10 protein-coding genes and 1 pseudogene are annotated in these 15,725 nt (G+C 71.2%); 4 read left to right on the top strand and 7 right to left on the bottom strand.

Features of this window, described 5'->3' with window-relative positions:
• Positions 1-87 precede the first annotated feature (87 nt).
• Positions 88-1,008: a sigma-70 family RNA polymerase sigma factor gene (locus OJ962_RS06310; protein ID WP_202956264.1), complete on the top strand. Its 921-nt coding sequence runs from the start codon at positions 88-90 to the stop codon at positions 1,006-1,008.
• On the opposite strand, the gene OJ962_RS06315 is transcribed toward OJ962_RS06310, so the two are convergent.
• From OJ962_RS06315 to OJ962_RS06340, 6 genes are read right to left on the bottom strand one after another with little or no spacing between them, the layout of a single operon-like run.
• Entirely contained in the window at positions 982-1,731 is a 750-nt protein-coding gene (locus tag OJ962_RS06315) for an FkbM family methyltransferase (RefSeq protein ID WP_202956265.1), read from the bottom strand. The two genes, OJ962_RS06310 and OJ962_RS06315, sit on opposite strands and share 27 nt — an antisense overlap.
• Positions 1,728-2,603, bottom strand: coding sequence for a beta-1,6-N-acetylglucosaminyltransferase (locus tag OJ962_RS06320; RefSeq protein ID WP_202956266.1), 876 nt, complete (start codon positions 2,601-2,603; stop codon positions 1,728-1,730). The genes OJ962_RS06315 and OJ962_RS06320 overlap by 4 nt, the downstream gene beginning before the upstream one ends.
• Positions 2,600-3,124 (bottom strand): GNAT family N-acetyltransferase, encoded by a 525-nt coding sequence (locus tag OJ962_RS06325; RefSeq protein WP_202956267.1) that lies wholly within the window; start codon positions 3,122-3,124, stop codon positions 2,600-2,602. Before OJ962_RS06325 ends, OJ962_RS06320 begins: the two co-directional genes overlap by 4 nt.
• Positions 3,121-4,029, bottom strand: coding sequence for an ADP-ribosylglycohydrolase family protein (locus tag OJ962_RS06330; protein WP_202956268.1), 909 nt, complete (start codon positions 4,027-4,029; stop codon positions 3,121-3,123). The genes OJ962_RS06325 and OJ962_RS06330 overlap by 4 nt, the downstream gene beginning before the upstream one ends.
• On the bottom strand, positions 4,026-4,799 hold the full coding sequence (locus tag OJ962_RS06335; RefSeq protein ID WP_202956269.1) for an ABC transporter permease: 774 nt from the start codon (positions 4,797-4,799) through the stop codon (positions 4,026-4,028). Before OJ962_RS06335 ends, OJ962_RS06330 begins: the two co-directional genes overlap by 4 nt.
• Positions 4,796-5,722, bottom strand: a complete 927-nt coding sequence (locus OJ962_RS06340) for an ATP-binding cassette domain-containing protein (protein ID WP_202956270.1) — start codon at positions 5,720-5,722, stop codon at positions 4,796-4,798. The genes OJ962_RS06335 and OJ962_RS06340 overlap by 4 nt, the downstream gene beginning before the upstream one ends.
• A 31-nt stretch (positions 5,723-5,753) precedes the next feature.
• On the opposite strand from OJ962_RS06340, the gene OJ962_RS06345 reads away from it, so the two are divergent.
• The 3 genes and pseudogenes from OJ962_RS06345 (at position 5,754) to OJ962_RS34570 (ending at position 14,679) form a co-directional block, all read left to right on the top strand.
• On the top strand, positions 5,754-6,506 hold the full coding sequence (locus OJ962_RS06345) for a TetR/AcrR family transcriptional regulator (RefSeq protein WP_270006241.1): 753 nt from the start codon (positions 5,754-5,756) through the stop codon (positions 6,504-6,506).
• Positions 6,507-6,666: 160 nt separating this feature from the next.
• A pseudogene (locus OJ962_RS06350) lies at positions 6,667-13,194 on the top strand (ThuA domain-containing protein); the annotation flags it as partial.
• Positions 13,192-14,679, top strand: a complete 1,488-nt coding sequence (locus OJ962_RS34570; RefSeq protein WP_456115350.1) for a ThuA domain-containing protein — start codon at positions 13,192-13,194, stop codon at positions 14,677-14,679. The pseudogene OJ962_RS06350 and the gene OJ962_RS34570, both read left to right, overlap by 3 nt.
• A 75-nt stretch (positions 14,680-14,754) precedes the next feature.
• On the opposite strand, the gene OJ962_RS06355 is transcribed toward OJ962_RS34570, so the two are convergent.
• Positions 14,755-15,711 (bottom strand): lipase family alpha/beta hydrolase, encoded by a 957-nt coding sequence (locus OJ962_RS06355; RefSeq protein ID WP_202956273.1) that lies wholly within the window; start codon positions 15,709-15,711, stop codon positions 14,755-14,757.
• Positions 15,712-15,725: the final 14 nt, after the last annotated feature.

Here is a 15,725-nt window from a genome sequence, read left to right on the forward strand (position 1 = left end):
CTCGAATCGTGTCTCATGCCGGGGTAGACACCGGCCCGGCCGCGGATCGGCCGATGAGTTCGCGCCCTCGGCGGTGTCCGTACGGATATGAGCGCGACCGCCGAAGCCGTCTTCCGTGCCGAGACCGAACCGCTGCGCCGCGAGCTGGAGCTCCACTGCTACCGGATGCTCGGCTCCGTCCAGGACGCCGAGGACCTCGTGCAGGAGACGTTCCTGGCCGCCTGGCGCGGATTCGACGCCTTCGAGGGCCGGTCGTCGCTGCGCACGTGGCTGTACCGGATCGCGACCAACCGCTGCCTGAACGCGCTGCGCGACGCCGCGCGCCGGCCCGACGAGCACGAGTTCCCGGCCGAGCCGCCGGAGCCGACGCGGTGGGGCGACGCGCCGTGGCTGCAGCCGCTGCCGGACGAGATCTACGAGGCGCGGGAGGCGGTCGGGCTCGCGTTCGTCTCCGGTCTCCAGCACCTGCCGCCCACGCAGCGGGCGGTGCTCGTCCTGCGCGACGTGCTCGGCTTCCAGGCGGCCGAGGTGGCGGAGATGCTCGACACGTCCGCCGCGGCGGTCAACAGCGCGCTGCAGCGCGCTCGCGCGACGCTGGAGACGCGCGTCCCGCCGGCCGACCGCGCGCCCGCCCCGCGCTCGGCGGCCGAACGCGTCGTGGTCGATCGCTTCGCCGACGCCTTCCAGGCCGGCGACGTCGACACGATCGTCGCCCTGCTGACTGACGACGCGTGGCTGACGATGCCGCCGGCGCCGCACGAGTACCGGGGCGCGGAGCTGATCGGGCGCTTCCTGCGGACCGTCCCCGCGGGCGGTGACGTGCGCCGCTTCCGCCTCGTGCCGACCCGCGCCAACGGCCAGCCCGCGTTCGGGCTCTACCTGTCCCGCCGCGCGGTCGGCATTCTCGTCCTCACGGTGGCCGGCGAGCGCGTGAGCGCCATCACCGCCTTCCACGACACGAGCGTGATCGCGCGCTTCGGGCTACCCCGCACCCTCCCGTACGAGTAGGCAGTCGAGCTCGAGCAGCCCGAGCCCGGCGTCACGTCCGACGCTCGTGAGCTGCGCGGGCCGGAACCCGAGCGCGCGCAGCCGGTCCAGCGTCTCCAGCCAGCCGGGCGCGCCGTCGTAGATCGCGCGCACGGACAGCTCGACCTGCAGCGCGACCACGTGCTGCAGGCAGCCCGCGGCGCCTTCGATCACTTCCAGGTCCCAGCCCTGCGTGTCCGTCTTGAGCAGCACGCGGGCCGCGGGGACGTGGGCGGTGACGTCGGCGAAGAGCGCGTCGAGGCGCTGGACCTCGACCTCCTCCTGACGGTCAACCTCGCTGCCGCCGAAGTGCTCGACCGAGAAGCGGTTCGGCTCCAGGAACGACGTGAAGTTGCTCTCGCGCGCGACGTTGATGGTCGCCACGCCGGCCTCACGGCCGAGCGCCAGGCGGTGCGCGCGCCACGCCGGATCGCCGTCCACGCCGAGCGCCGCGAAGGACGTGGAGACCGGCTCGAAGGAGACGATCTCGCCGCGGTAGCCGTTGGCGCGCAGCAGATGGTGGAAGCCGCCGCGGTGCGCGCCGACGTCGAGCACGCAGTTCACGTGCGCGCGCTCGATCACGGCGCGCAGGAGCGCGGCGTGCGCGGCCTGCTCGACCGGCAGCGGGTTCGCGGTGTCGCGCGGGACGTCGCGGTAGAGCGTGTAGCCGAGCCGTTTGAGGCCGCGCTGGACGAGCGCCTTCATCCGAGCACCACCCGGTCCAGCTCGTCCAGCACCGGGGCGCCGGGCTCGAACTTGCGCGCGAAGTCGGCGCCGGAGGCGAGCATCGCGTCGAGATCCTCGCGGCCGAGGACCGCCGGGTGCGCGGCCCCTGGGGACCAGGTCGAGAAGCGGAGCGGGTCACCGCTCAGCCGCAGTCCGGACGCGTACAGCGCGGTGTGGGGGAGCGACTCGGTCGGCACGATCGCCCGCTCGTAGTAGCGCAGGAGCGCGGCGGGCGGCTCGGCCACGAGCTCGGCCGCTCGCCGCGAGAGCGTCAGCCAGTCCGTCCCGCGCCGGACGGTGACGCCGGGCCCGCGGCGCCGCAGCCCGATCGCGGTGCCCCACGGCATGTCGCGCAGCGTGAGCAGCGGGCGCGCCGCGGCGACGGCGCGCCGCACCGCGCGGCCCGGCGGGCGGACCTGGCGGTAGCGGTAGAAGTAGCGGCGCCCGAACTCGTCGGTCTCGCCGCGCGTCCAGGCCGGCGGCGCGACCGGCGCGCCCTCGACGAACGCGTCGAACCCGCTCTCGCGCCAGCGGCGCTCGATGTCGGCCAGTGGCCGGAGCGGATAGTCCTGCCCGGAGATCACGGTCAGCCACTCGAACCGGCCGCGCAGCGCCTGGCGCAGGCTGCGCCGGAGCGCCTGCAGCTGCGTCGGGCCGCCCCAGCCCACGGGCGTCGCCGGCAGCACGCGCTCGACGCCGAGCGCCCGCAGCGCGGCCTCGTCCACGCGCGTGCGGCGGTCGTCGTGGTGCAGGACGATCGTGCACGCCGGGCTTCCGCGGCGGAGCGTCCGGACGAGCCGCAGCACCTGGTCGGGGTACTGGTGCGACAGGACGACGTAGACCGTGGTCACCAGACGTCGCCGTCGCGCCAGTCGGCGCACAGCAGCTCGCCGTCGAGGTCCAGCTCGCCGCCGAACACGAGGATCCAGCCGAGCTCGTCGGGCGTGTCCTCGACGCCGTCCGGCGTGAGGATCCGCAGCGCTCCGCGCCACGGCTTCCAGCCGCGGGCGGTGTAGAACGGCAGGCCTTCGTCGCTGGAGCCGAGCGCGCCGAAGTCGTGGGCGCGCCGGATGATCTCCTCGAGCTCGCCCATGAGCTCCCCCGCGATCCCCTGGCGGCGCCGGTCGGCGCGCACCGCGACGCCCTCGACGTAGCCCGCGCGAAGCGGGCGGCCGTTGTGGGCGATCGAGCGCTGGACGACCGCCGCGTGGCCGACGAGCTCGTCGCCGTCCCACGCGAGCGCGTGCATCCCGCCGAGGCAGTGCTCCCAGTCCTCGGGCGTGAGCTCGCCGTCGAACGCGTCCTCGAGCAACGCGCGGGCGGCGCGCAGCGTGGCGTTGTCGAGCGCGCAGGTGTGAAGGGTCCGGATCACAGCGTGGACGAGGGTAGGGGACGCAGCGCCTGGAGCCGGTCGGCGAAGCCGAGCAGCTCGTCGCGCAGGTGTACCCGCTCCAGCCAGCGGGCGGGAATGCCCTCGAGCCCGTACAGCGCGCCGGCGAGTTGGCCGGCGATCGCGGCGGTGGTGTCGGCGTCGTCGCCGAGGTTGACCGCGGCCAGCACGCACGACTCGTAGTCGTCGGTGGAGGCCACCGCCCACAGCGCCGCCTCCAGCGCGAGCACGATGTAGCCGTTGCCGCGGATCTCCGGCGGCGCCTTGTCCAGGAACGAGCCGGCCGCGACCGCCGCGACCTTCGGGTGCAGGTCCGGCAGCTCGCGGCGGCGCAGCACGTCCTCCTTCGCCGCCCCGTTGAGCGCCTCCACGAGCAGGAGCGCGAAGTGCCGGGTCGCGTCGACGGCCTCCGGCGCCCCGTGCGTGGTTCGCGCGCTGTCACCCGCGAAGCGCACGGCCGTGTCGAGGTCGTGCGCCCACGCCATCGGGATCGGCGCGAGCTTCATCAGCGGGCCGTTGCCCGCGGCGTCCCGCGCCGCATCGCCCGGGAAGGGCTCGCCGGTCTTGCGGAAGCGCTGCAGCGCCTGCCGCGTCGCCCGCCCGATGTCGAAGCACGTCCCGGTCGACGACCAGTGCCCTTCGCGCCACCACCGCACATAGCGCTGAAGCTGGTCCACCGGATCGAACCCGGCCGTCTCGAGCACACTCTCGGCCAGGCACAGCGCCATCGACGTGTCGTCCGTCCACGCGCCCACCGGGAGTTCGAACGGGCCGCCGCCGACCATGTCCGTCACGGGCGGAAACGACCCGGGCGGGGAGAACTCGACGGTGGTGCCGACGGCGTCCCCGACCGCCAGCCCGAGCAGACTTCCACGGAAGCGATTCACGCGCGAGAACGGTACTTCGCCACCGCCAGTGGGAGGAACACCGCGCAGATCAGGATGGGCCACGCGAGCGCCAGCTCGACCGCGTGCGTCGCGGCCCACGAGTCACCGCCCCAGCCGGGGTTGCCGAACAGCTCGCGGGCGGCCGCCGCGGTCGCCGACAGCGGGTTCCATTCCGCGATCGCCGCGAGCCACGCCGGCATCGAGTCCGGATCGGTGAACGCGTTGGACAGGAACCCGAGCGGCCACACGAGGATCTGCACGGACGCCACGGCCTCCGGCCGCCCGGCGACCAGGCCGAGGTAGATCCCCATCCAGATCAGCGAGAAGCGCAGGAGCATCAGCAGCCCGACCGCCGCCAGCGCGTCCGCCGGGCCGGACTCGATCCGCCACCCGATCGCCCACCCGCACGCCATTAGCACGGCCAGCCCGGCCAGCGAGTTGACCAGGTCCGCGACCGCGCGCCCGCCGACCACCGCCGCGCCGCTCATCGGCAGCGAGCGGAACCGCGCCGTGATCCCGCGCGAGGCATCGGTGACGACGGCGGTCATCGTCGTCTCCAGCCCGAACACGCACGTCAGCGCCAGCAGGCCCGGAACGAGGATCGACGGGTAGTCGTCGCCGTAGCCGCCGCGCAGCAGGTACGCGAACATCAGCAGCACCAGCACCGGGAACAGCACGCCGACCGCCAGCACGAACGGCTGCCGCGCCCAGTGCGAGAAGGCGCGCAGCGTCAGCGTCCAGGTGTCGGCCACCAGCCAGCGCACGCTCATCGCGTCAGCTCCAGGAAGACCTCGTCCAGCGTCGGGCGCCGCAGCGCGACGTCCTCTGCGTCCAGCTCGCCGACGACCGCGGCCAGCGCGCCCATCCGGTCACGCACCGGCGCGCTCACGCGCAGCCCGGCCTCGTCGACCTCGGGCTCAGCGCCGCTCACCCGCCCGAGCAGCGCGACCGCCGTCGCCACGTCGTCGCGCTCGCGCAGGACGACCTCGATCCAGTCGCCCGCCAGCGCGTCCTTGAGCTCGGCCGGCGTGCCCTCGGCCACGACCCGCCCGCCGTCCACCACCGCGATCCGGTCCGCGAGCCGGTCGGCCTCCTCCAGGTACTGCGTCGTCAGCAGCACGGTCACCCCGTCCGCCGCGAGCTCCCGCACGCTGTCCCACACCTCCGAGCGCGAGCGCGGGTCGAGCCCCGTCGTCGGCTCGTCGAGGAACAGCACCTCGGGCGAGCGGATCAGCCCGGCGGCGAGATCCAACCGACGCCGCATCCCGCCCGAGTAGCCGCCCGCCGGGCGGTCGGCGGCGTCCTCGAGCCCAAAGCGCTTCAGCAACTCCTGCGCACGCGCCCGCGCACGCGCGACCCCGAGATGCTGCAGGCGCCCGAACAACACGAGGTTCTGGCGGCCGGTGAGGACCTCGTCCAGCGCGGCGTGCTGCCCGACCAGGCCGATCCGCGCGCGCACGCCGCCCGGGTCCGCCGCCACGTCGCACCCGGCGACGACGGCCCGCCCGCCGTCCGGGCGCACGAGCGTCGTCAGCACGCCGACCGTCGTCGTCTTGCCCGCTCCGTTCGGGCCCAGCAGCCCGTACACGGCGCCGCGCGGCACCTCCAGCGAGAGGCCCGCCAGCGCCTCCGTCTCGCCGTAGGACTTGCGCAGCCCTTCGGCGACGATCGCCATCTTCTCTCCGTACGCCATACGGAGTAGCGTACAGCATACGGTGTTGCTCGTGACGGAACCCGGCGATCCCATCCGCGGGCTCGAGCTGCTGTGGCGGGTCCACACGACGCCCAAGCGCGGCCCCAAACAAAGGCTCGACCTCGACCAGATCGTCAGCGCGGCGATCGCGGTGGCCGACGAGGAGGGCCTGGACGCGCTGTCGATGCGAAGGGTCGCCGAACGGCTGAAAGTCGGAACGATGTCGCTCTACACCTACGTCCCGGGCAAGCCGGAGCTGCTGGACCTGATGCTCGACGCCGCGATCGAGCCGTCAACCCCGCATGACGTGGCGCACTGGCGCGCCCGTCTCGAGCGTGTGGCGCGCGAGAACTGGGACCGCTTCCACCGGCATCCGTGGCTGCTGGAGATCACACCGACGCGGCCGGTCCTCGGGCCGAACACGATCGCCCGCTACGACCACGAGCTGCTGGCGCTGGACGGGATCGGCCTCTCGGACGTCGAGATGGATTCGACCCTTACCCTGCTCAACGCCCACACGGAATCCGCCGCCCGCCGCGCCCTCGAGGCGGCGCGCGCGGAGCAGCGCACCGGCATGACCGACGAGCAGTGGTGGGCCGCCCGCGCGCCGTTCCTCGAGCGGGTGATCCAGCCGGGCCGCTTCCCCACCGCGAGCCGTGTCGGGACGGCCGCAGGCGAGGCCCACAACGCCGCCTACGCACCTGAGCACGCGTTCACGTTCGGGTTACAGCGGGTGCTCGACGGCGTCGATTTCCTCATACGGAACCGAGCTTCCGACGGCTGAATTCGAATGTTCTCGCAACATTTACCGAACCCGCTGGACTTATTTCCGCTCATTTGAAATAAGTCCCTCTCTCAGGAGAGTGGAGTCCAACGGAGGAGAGCCGTTAATGCGCAGGATGCGGTACGCGCTGCTCGCGGTCGTCGCTGCCATCGCATGGGCGATGGCTGCGTCACCAGCCCGAGCGGCACAAACGGTCGTTATCGACGCAGTCGATTCGCCCGCTTCGGCCTTCAGCCCCGCCAACGTGAGCGTCGAGGTCGGCGACACGGTCCGGTGGGAGTTCGACCAGGCCCAAACCACCCACGACGTCACGTCGCAGGGGACCAACTGGGCTCAGCCCATCGATGAGGAACGCGCTCCGAACGGCGAGCCGATCACCCGGACGTTCAACACGCCCGGCACCTACACCTTCTTGTGTGACCGGCACCCCGGGATGACCGGGTCGATCACGGTCCAGGCCGCGAACCTCGACCGCGTGCTGGTTTTCTCGAAGACCGGCGGTTTCCGCCACGACTCGATCCCGCAGGGCATCGCGGCGATCCAGGCGCTCGGCACCGCCAACAACTTCACGGTGGTCGCCACCGAGGACGCGGCCCAGTTCACCGACGCGAACCTCGCGACGTTCGACGTCGTCGTGTTCCTCTCCACCACGGGCGAGATCCTCAACGACACCCAGCAGGCCGCCTTCGAGCGCTACATCCAGGGCGGCGGCGGCTTCGCCGGCGTCCACGCGGCCTCGGACACCGAGTACAGCTGGCCGTGGTTCGGCGAGCTCGTCGGCGGCTACTTCCGCAGCCACCCGCCCGGAACGCCCGCCGCGGCGGTCGACATCGAGGACGGCGACGAGCCCTCCACGACCGGCCTCCCGACCCGCTGGCAGCGCACGGACGAGTGGTACAACTTCCAGCACCCGACGACCCCGGTCGTCAACGGCAACGGCACCGTCGCCGACTTCAGCCCGCGGGCCCGCCACGTGAAGGTCCTCGCCACGGTCGACGAATCGACGTACGACGAGCAGGACGGCAACGCGGTCGACGACGATCACCCGATCGCGTGGTGTTCGGACTTCGACGGCGGCCGCTCGTGGTACACGGCCATGGGCCACACGCAGGCGTCGTTCAACGACGCCCAGTTCCGGCAGCACCTGCTCGGCGGTCTGCGCACCGCGGCCGGCGTCGCCGGTGACTGCGGCCGCGAGCGAGACGTGCCGCCGACCGCGGCGGACTTCGAGAAGGTCACGCTCAGCGACGACACTCAGGCTCCGGTCGAGATCGACATCGCGGAGGACGGGCGCGCCTTCTACCTCGAGCGCGACGGCCGCGTCTACATGTGGTCGCCCACCTCGCAGACCTCGCAGCTGATCGCCGACCTCCCGGTCACCAACAGCCACGAGAACGGCAACCTGGGCATCCAGCTCGCGCCGGACTTCGAGACGACCAACCACATCTACATCGCCTACTCGGCGCTCCCGGACGCGTCCGGCACCAACGTGCTGTCGCGCTTTACGCTGAACGGCAACACGCTCGGCAGCGAGCAGCGGATCTACACCTGGCAGCAGCAGCGCCTGCAGTGCTGCCACAACGGCGGCTCGCTCGACTTCGGTCCCGACGGGAGCCTCTACATCTCGACGGGCGACAACTCGAACCCGTTCGCCCACAACTACAACCCGGCGGACGAGCGGCCCGGCCGCGAGCCGTGGGACGCACAGCGCACGTCCGCCAACACGAACAACCCGAACGGCAAGATCCTGCGGATCAAGCCGATCCCGAACGCCACCGGCGTGCCGGGCATCGGGACGACGTACACCATTCCTGAGGGGAACATGTTCCCCGAGTCCCAGGACACCCAGAACAAGACCCTGCCCGAGATCTACGCGATGGGCTTCCGGAACCCGTTCCGGATCCACGTCGACCAGAAGACGGGCTGGGTGCTGCTCGGCGACTACGGTCCTGACGCGGGCGCGGCGAACGCCGCCCGTGGTCCCGCGGGCCACGTCGAGTTCAACGTCGTCAAGGAGCCCGGCTTCTACGGCTGGCCGTACTGCATCGGGCCCAACCTCCCGTACCGCGACATCGTCTACCAGAGCGACGAGGGCGGCGTTGGCGGCCAGTACACCTACGACACCCCCGACACCCACAACTGCGCCGCGCCGGTCAACGACTCGCCGAACAACAACGGCCTGACGAACCTGCCGCCGGCCATCCCGGCGTCGACGTGGCAGACCTACAGCACGTTCGACCAGCGGTTCCCGGACCTCGGTGCCGGCGGCGCGCCGATGGGTGGCCCGCGCTACTACTTCGACGCGGACAACCCGTCGAACACCAAGTTCCCGCCGTTCTACGACGGCCACTGGTTCATGGGTGAGTGGAACAACGACTGGATCAAGACCGCGAACCTCAACGACGACGGCCTGATCACGGGCATCGCCTGCTTCGCCATCTGCCAGGGCTACCAGAGCCCGATGGACATCGAGTTCGGCCCCAACGGCTCGCTCTACGTGGTCGAGTGGGGGCAGGGCTTCGGGTCCAACAACGCCGACTCCGGCGTCTACCGGATCGACTACATCCAGGGCGCGCGCTCGCCGATCGCGGTCGCGAACGTCAACAACGACGCGGTGCCGGTCGGCACCACGGTCCAGTTCTCGTCGGCCGGATCGAGCGATCCGGACGGCACCCCGATCAGCTACCTGTGGGACTTCAACGACGGCACGCCGACGTCGACGGCGGCCAACCCGACGCACACGTTCACGCAGGCCGGCACCTACAACGTCACGCTGACGGTGAGGGACGAGTCGGGCGACACGGCCGTTGACACCGTGCGCGTGGTCGTCGGCAACCAGCGGCCGGTCGTGACGATCGAGATCCCCGAGAACGGCCGGGTCGCCAACTTCGGCGACCGGATCCCGTACAAGGTCTCAGTCGTGGACCCGGACGGCGGCTCGACCGGCGCCGGCACGATCGACTGCGACGACGTCGTCGTCAAGTTCAAGCTCGGCCACGACTCGCACGCGCACGACCTGGAGTCGATGACGGGCTGCCAGGGCGAGTACACGATCACGGGCGTGGAGGGCCACAGCACCGAGCTGAACATCTTCACGGTCGTGACCGCGTCCTACACGGACGAGGGCAACGGCCCGGCCGCTCCGGTGACGGGCGAGGCCGAGGCGATCCTGCAGCCGAAGCTCAAGCAGGCCGAGTTCTTCTCGACGACCGGTCGCACCGCGGACAGCCGCGCGGCGGGCGGTGACCCGGGCGTCGCGCTCGAGGCCACCACGGACGTCGGCGGCGGCAACTCCGCGGCGTTCATCGAGGACGGCGACTGGATCTCGTTCAACCCGTACAACCTCGAGGACCTCTCGAAGGTCACCTTCCGCGTCGCCTCCGAGAGCACCGGAGCGACCATCGAGCTCCGCTACGACGCCCCGGACGGGCCGCTGGTCTCCTCGACCACGTTCCCGGCGACGGGCGGCTGGCAGACCTGGGCGGACGTCACGTCGAACCTGCCGGCGACCATCCCGCAGGGGACGCATCGCCTGTTCGTGGTGTTCCGCCACCCGACGAACACCGGCGGCCTGATGAACCTGAACTGGTTCAAGTTCACGGGCAAGGGCGCGGCCGTCACGGCGCCGCCCGAGGTCAACGCCACGGCTGAGCCGATCAGCGGTGAGGCGCCGCTCAACGTCGCCTTCAACGCTGACGCGACGGACGCCGAGAACGAGGCCATGACGTACGCGTGGGACTTCGGCGTGCCCGGCACGGACGCCGACAAGTCCACGGAGAAGGCGCCGAACTACACCTACACGACGCCGGGCAACTACACGGCGAGCGTGACGGTGACCGACGCGTCCGGCGGCAGGGCCTCGGACACGGTCGAGGTCCGCGTGACGCGGCCGCTCGACGAGTGCCCGACGGGCCCCGTCCGCTCGGACGAGTTCGACGGCACCACGCTCGATCCGAAGTGGACCGTGCTGCGGCCGGACACGGCCAACCCGCTGAGCGTGTCCAACGGGTCGCTGGTCCTGCCCATCTCGCAGGGCTCGATCTACGGCACCGGCACCTCGGCGAAGAACATCGTCGTCCAGGACATGCCGGACGGCGAGTGGATGGCCACGGCCAAGATCTCGGCGAGCGCGCTCACCGAGAACTACCACCAGGCCGGTCTGCGCGTGTACGCGGGCGACGACAACTGGGCGTCCGTGCACATGATCTACGCCGGCTCGGGCCGCGACTTCGAGTTCATCACCGAGGTCGACGGCGCTCCGCGCAACGAGGGCGCCGACAAGCTCGGCGGCATCCCCGCCGACGCCCCGCTCGACTACTACGTGCGGCTGATGTACGACGGCGAGAACCTGACGGCCGCGTACTCGTACGACGGGTCCACGTTCCAGCCCGTCGGCCGCCCGGTGTCGCTGGCCACGTTCACCGACGCCAAGGTCGGCCCGGTGGCGCTATCCGGTGAGACGGCGACGACCGTGCCGGTGGCCCGCTTCGACTGGGTCCGCTTCGATCCGGACGGCTCGGGTGGCGGCGGCTCGGAGGGCATCGTCGACAACTTCGACGGCAACGCCCTCGACGGGGCCTGGGAGCGCATCCGCGGCGACCAGTCCGCCGTGGTCGGCAGCGGGACGCTGCAGATCCCGGCTCAGACCGGCGACATCTACCAGACCCGCAACGACGCTAAGAACCTCATCGTGCGCGACGCGCCCGACGGGGCCTGGCAGGCGGTGACGAAGATCAACTTCAAGGGCACCGCGCAGTACCACCAGGCCGGGATCATGGTCTACGGCGATGACAACAACTTCACGAAGTTCGGTCGTATCGTGCATACGACGACCGGCACCGAGAAGTTCGAGTTCATCAACGAGGTGAACGCGGTCGCGCGCAACGCGGCGGAGGACTCCTCCGCCAACCTGGCGGCGACCTTCCCGAACGACTACTACCTCCGACTCACGTCGGACGGCACGAACGTGGTGGGCCACTACTCGACCGACGGCTCCACCTGGACCGCCGTCGGGCGTTCGGCGGTGCTGCCGGCGAACGCGAAGATCGGCCTGTTCGCGTTCTCCAACGACGGCACGGGCAACCCGGTCGCCTCCTTCGACTCCTTCGCCCTCACCGGCGACGAGGTCGGCGGCGGTGGCGGTGGCGGTCAGCCGTCCGGTCCCAGCTACGACGATCAGTTCGACGGCGCCACGCTTGACAAGGAGCGCTGGAACGCCATCGTCCGCGACACCCCGGCCGAGTACTCCCTGGCCGGTGGCAAGCTCAACTACACGCTGAGCGCGGGCGACATCTACACGGGTGACACCAACCCGCCGCCGAACAACTTCCTGCTGCAGGATGCGTCGCACGCCGACGAGGACTGGGTGATCGAGACCAAGGTCGACGGCTACACGTTCGACGGCGGCTACGCCCAGGGCGGCCTGCTGGCCTACCAGGACGGCGACAACTACGTGAAGTTCGACGTCATCACCGACCCGAACAACACGGTGGTGAACCGGATCGAGCTCCGCTCGGAGATCGCCGGCGTCATCCAGGAGCCGCAGTCCAACGCGACCGTCACCGCCGCCCAGGCGAACGGGCCGTTCTGGCTGCGTCTCACCAAGGAAGGCAACAGCTACAAGGGCGAGTACTCGTTCGACGGCGTGGCTTGGACCGCGGCGCCGAACAGCCCGGTCACGAATCCGATGGCCGATCCGGACTTCGGTCTGTTCGGGTTCAGCCCGCAGGACCGCGAGGTCACGGACACGGTGTCGTTCGACTACTTCACCCTCAACGGGCCTGACCCGAGCGGGTGCGAGCAGTGCGACGGCCCGGGCGACTCGTTCGACGGCAGCTCGCTGAACGCGGACCGCTGGAACGCCATCGCCCACGACGACCCGACGAAGTACGCGGTCGCCAACGGCGCGCTGACGGTCACCACGACCGCCGGCGAGATCTACCAGGGCTCGACGGGCGGAGGCCCGCTGATCCTGCAGGCCGCGGACCACGCCGGTTCGGACTTCGTCCTGGAGACCAAGCTCACCAACACGCTCGACGGTGGCTACTCCCAGGGCGGCATCCTCGTCTACGGCGACGACAACAACTACGTCAAGCTCAACGCGATCTCCGACGACAACAACGCGAACCGGGTCAACCGGCTCGAGCTGCGGTCCGAGGTCAACGGCACGGTGAGCGCGACGGCGTCCGACCCGCAGATCACGGCCGCTCAGGCCGCGGGTCCGCTCTGGCTGCGCCTGACCAAGGCCGGCAACAGCTACACCGCCGAGTACAAGACCTCCGAGCCCGGCAGTTGGACCGCCTTCTCGGGCCCGGTCACGAACGCGATGGCGGCGCCGAAGTTCGGCCTGTACACCCAGGGCGTGCTGCAGTCCGGCGACACGGTCACGTTCGAGTACTTCTCGGTCGACGGCGACAGCACGGGCTGCCCGCCGGTGGACGAGAACGAACCGCCGACCATCGAGTCGGCCTCCGCGACGCCTTCGTCCGGCTTCGCCCCGCTGAACGTGCAGTTCAACGTCGAGGCCTCTGACGAGGACGACGACGACCTCACCTACAGCTGGGACTTCGACGGCGACGGCGACTCGGACTCGACCGCCCAGAACCCGACGCACACCTACACCACGGCCGGCACGTACGAGGCCGAGGTGACCGTGTCCGACGGTGAGGACGAGCGCACGCGCACGGTGTCGGTCACCGTGTTCGGCGCCGACGACCCGCAGGCGCGCTTCCGCGTGCTGGTGTTCTCGAAGACGACGGGCTTCCGCCACGACTCGATCGACGAGGGCATCGCGGCCATCAAGCAGCTCGGCAACCTCCACGGCTTCCAGGTGGACGCCACCGAGGACGCCTCGCTGTTCCGCGACGACGTGCTGTCGCGCTACGACACGGTCGTGTGGCTGTCCACCACCGGTGACCCGCTCAACGACGCCCAGCAGGCGGCGTTCGAGCGCTACATCAAGGCGGGCGGCGGCTACACCGGCATCCACGCCGCGGCCGACACCGAGTACGACTGGGTCTGGTACGGCCGCCTCGTCGGCGCGTACTTCCTGAGCCACCCGCCCGGGACCCCGCCGGCCACGGTCAAGGTCGAGGACACCGACCACCACTCCACGAAGGACGTTCCGCCCACGTGGCAGCGTGTGGACGAGTGGTACAACTACAAGTCGCCGCTGTTCGCTGACCCGAACGTGCCGGACGGCGACTTCAGCCCGCGGCCGAACGTCCACGTGCTCGCCACGGTCGACGAGGCCACGTACGACGAGCAGGACGGCAACACGACGGATGACGACCATCCGATCTCGTGGTGCCAGCGCTTCGACGGTGGCCGCTCGTGGTACACGGGCATGGGCCACACCGCGGCGTCCTTCTCGGAGGCCGACTTCCTCGACCACATCCTCGGCGGCATCGAGGTGTCCGCCGGCGCGGTCGCGGATGCGGACTGCGGTAAGCAGGGCACCGGCAACCGGCCGCCGACGGTGACCGCGCAGCGGAACCCGTCGGGTGACGTCACTCCGGGCGACCCGGTGGCCTTCACGGCCGAGGGCACCGATCCGGACGGCGACACGCTCACCTACGAGTGGGACTTCGGTGACGGCGCGTCTGCGAACACGCAGAACGCGATGCACACCTACACCACGCCCGGCGTCTGGTTCGCCAAGGTGACGGTCCGCGACGGCAAGGGCGGCAAGACCGAGCAGCTGCTGCAGGTCAACGTCCAGCCGGCCGGTGGGGAGAACCAGGAGCAGGTCGGCGTCGGCGGCCTCGTGCCGGCCACGCTGGCGCTGGACATCCGCGAGTCGGGCAACCTCGGCGTGTTCCAGCCGGGTGTCGGCCGTGACTACGACGCCAGCGTCGACGCCACGGTGACGTCGACCGCCACGGCGGCGGCCCTGACCGTGCATGACCCGAGCTCCACGGCTCCGGGCCATCTGGTCAACGGAGCGGACGCGCTGGACCAGGCACTGCAGGTCCGCGCGACGGATGCGGCCAACCCGACGTCGGCGTTCGCGCCGGTGAGCGGGACCCGCCGCAGCCTGCTGGCGTTCCCGGCCCCGGTCACCAACCACAGGGCCACGGTCGAGTTCCGCCAGACCATCGGCGCCAACGAGACGCTGCTCCGCGGCGGCTACGGCAAGGTGCTGACGTTCACGCTGTCGGCGACGACGCCGTAGCGCAGTAGTGCTGGGGCGGTCCTGCGGGACCGCCCCTTCGTGCTCAGGGCCGTCCTTCGGGGCGGCCCTGGCGCGTTAAGCGAGCCAGGCCTCGAGCTGCTCGTACACCTTGGGGTGATTGAGCAGCGCGAGGTGGTGCGTGCCGCCGAGGGCGAACAGGTCGCCCTCACCGGACGCGCTGGCCGAGAGCACGAGCGTGTCGCCGAGCACCCGGCCCGCGAGATGGCGCGCGTCGCGCGTGACGGTGGCGGAGATGAAGCCGTGCCGGGCCGTGGTGAGCAGCGGGTCGCGGACGCCGCGGCGCAGGTCGCGGATGCCGGCCGAGCGGCGTCCGAGGAACTGGGCGAACGGGCGCGTCTCCGGCGCGCTCCGCAGGACGCTCTCCAGGTGATGGACGAGTTGCGCGAGCGGGGCGCCGTCGTGCGGCGTGCCGAGCGAGATCGTGTGGCTCACGCGGGCCGTCCACGGAGCGTCGCAGGCGCAGGCGCTGCGCGCGACGAGCCCGCCCATCGAGTGCCCGACGAGCGCGACCCGCTCGATGTCCCAGTCGAGCGCTTCGATCAGCCGCGCCAGCTCCGCACCGTTCTCCGCGATCGAGCGGCCGGTGTTGTAGCGGACGTGCACGGAGGTCCAGCCGGGTAGGTGCGGATGCCCCCAGGCGTGCTCGGTCTCGCCGAGCCCGTGCACCCAGACGAGCACGGCGGGCAGCCGGGGCTCGCTGATGCGCGCCGCGGTCATCTCGATCGCGAGCGGGCTCCCGGAAGCGTGCAGCTCGTCGCCGATCAGCCCGTTGAGCGCACCCAGCACCTCGGGCCGGGCGTTGAGCGGTAGCAGCGCCGCGGACCGCAGGCCGCCGGCCACGGCTGCGTAGGTGCCGCGCGCGATCGCGTCGTGCAGCGCTCGGACGGGCAGTGCCGCCGGCCCGACCGTCCGGAACACGCGCCCCGAGATCGCGAAGTGGACGTCGCCGATCCCGCGCGAGAGCCCCGCGAGCTCCGTGCCCGCCAGCCGGCCGAGAGCGGTCCTGGGCATGGCGGACACCGTAG

The organism is Solirubrobacter deserti, assembly GCF_027587175.1.
In the GTDB taxonomy this organism is placed as follows: domain Bacteria; phylum Actinomycetota; class Thermoleophilia; order Solirubrobacterales; family Solirubrobacteraceae; genus Solirubrobacter; species Solirubrobacter deserti.

Bases quoted from the DNA above. Each gene is read 5' to 3' on its own strand.
- OJ962_RS06310 (WP_202956264.1), top strand. From the start codon at position 88: ATGAGCGCGACCGCCGAAGCCGTCTTCCGTGCCGAGACCGAACCGCTG.
- OJ962_RS06315 (WP_202956265.1), bottom strand. From the start codon at position 1,731: ATGAAGGCGCTCGTCCAGCGCGGCCTCAAACGGCTCGGCTACACGCTC.
- OJ962_RS06335 (WP_202956269.1), bottom strand. From the start codon at position 4,799: ATGAGCGTGCGCTGGCTGGTGGCCGACACCTGGACGCTGACGCTGCGC.
- OJ962_RS06340 (WP_202956270.1), bottom strand. From the start codon at position 5,722: ATGGCGTACGGAGAGAAGATGGCGATCGTCGCCGAAGGGCTGCGCAAG.
- OJ962_RS06355 (WP_202956273.1), bottom strand. From the start codon at position 15,711: ATGCCCAGGACCGCTCTCGGCCGGCTGGCGGGCACGGAGCTCGCGGGG.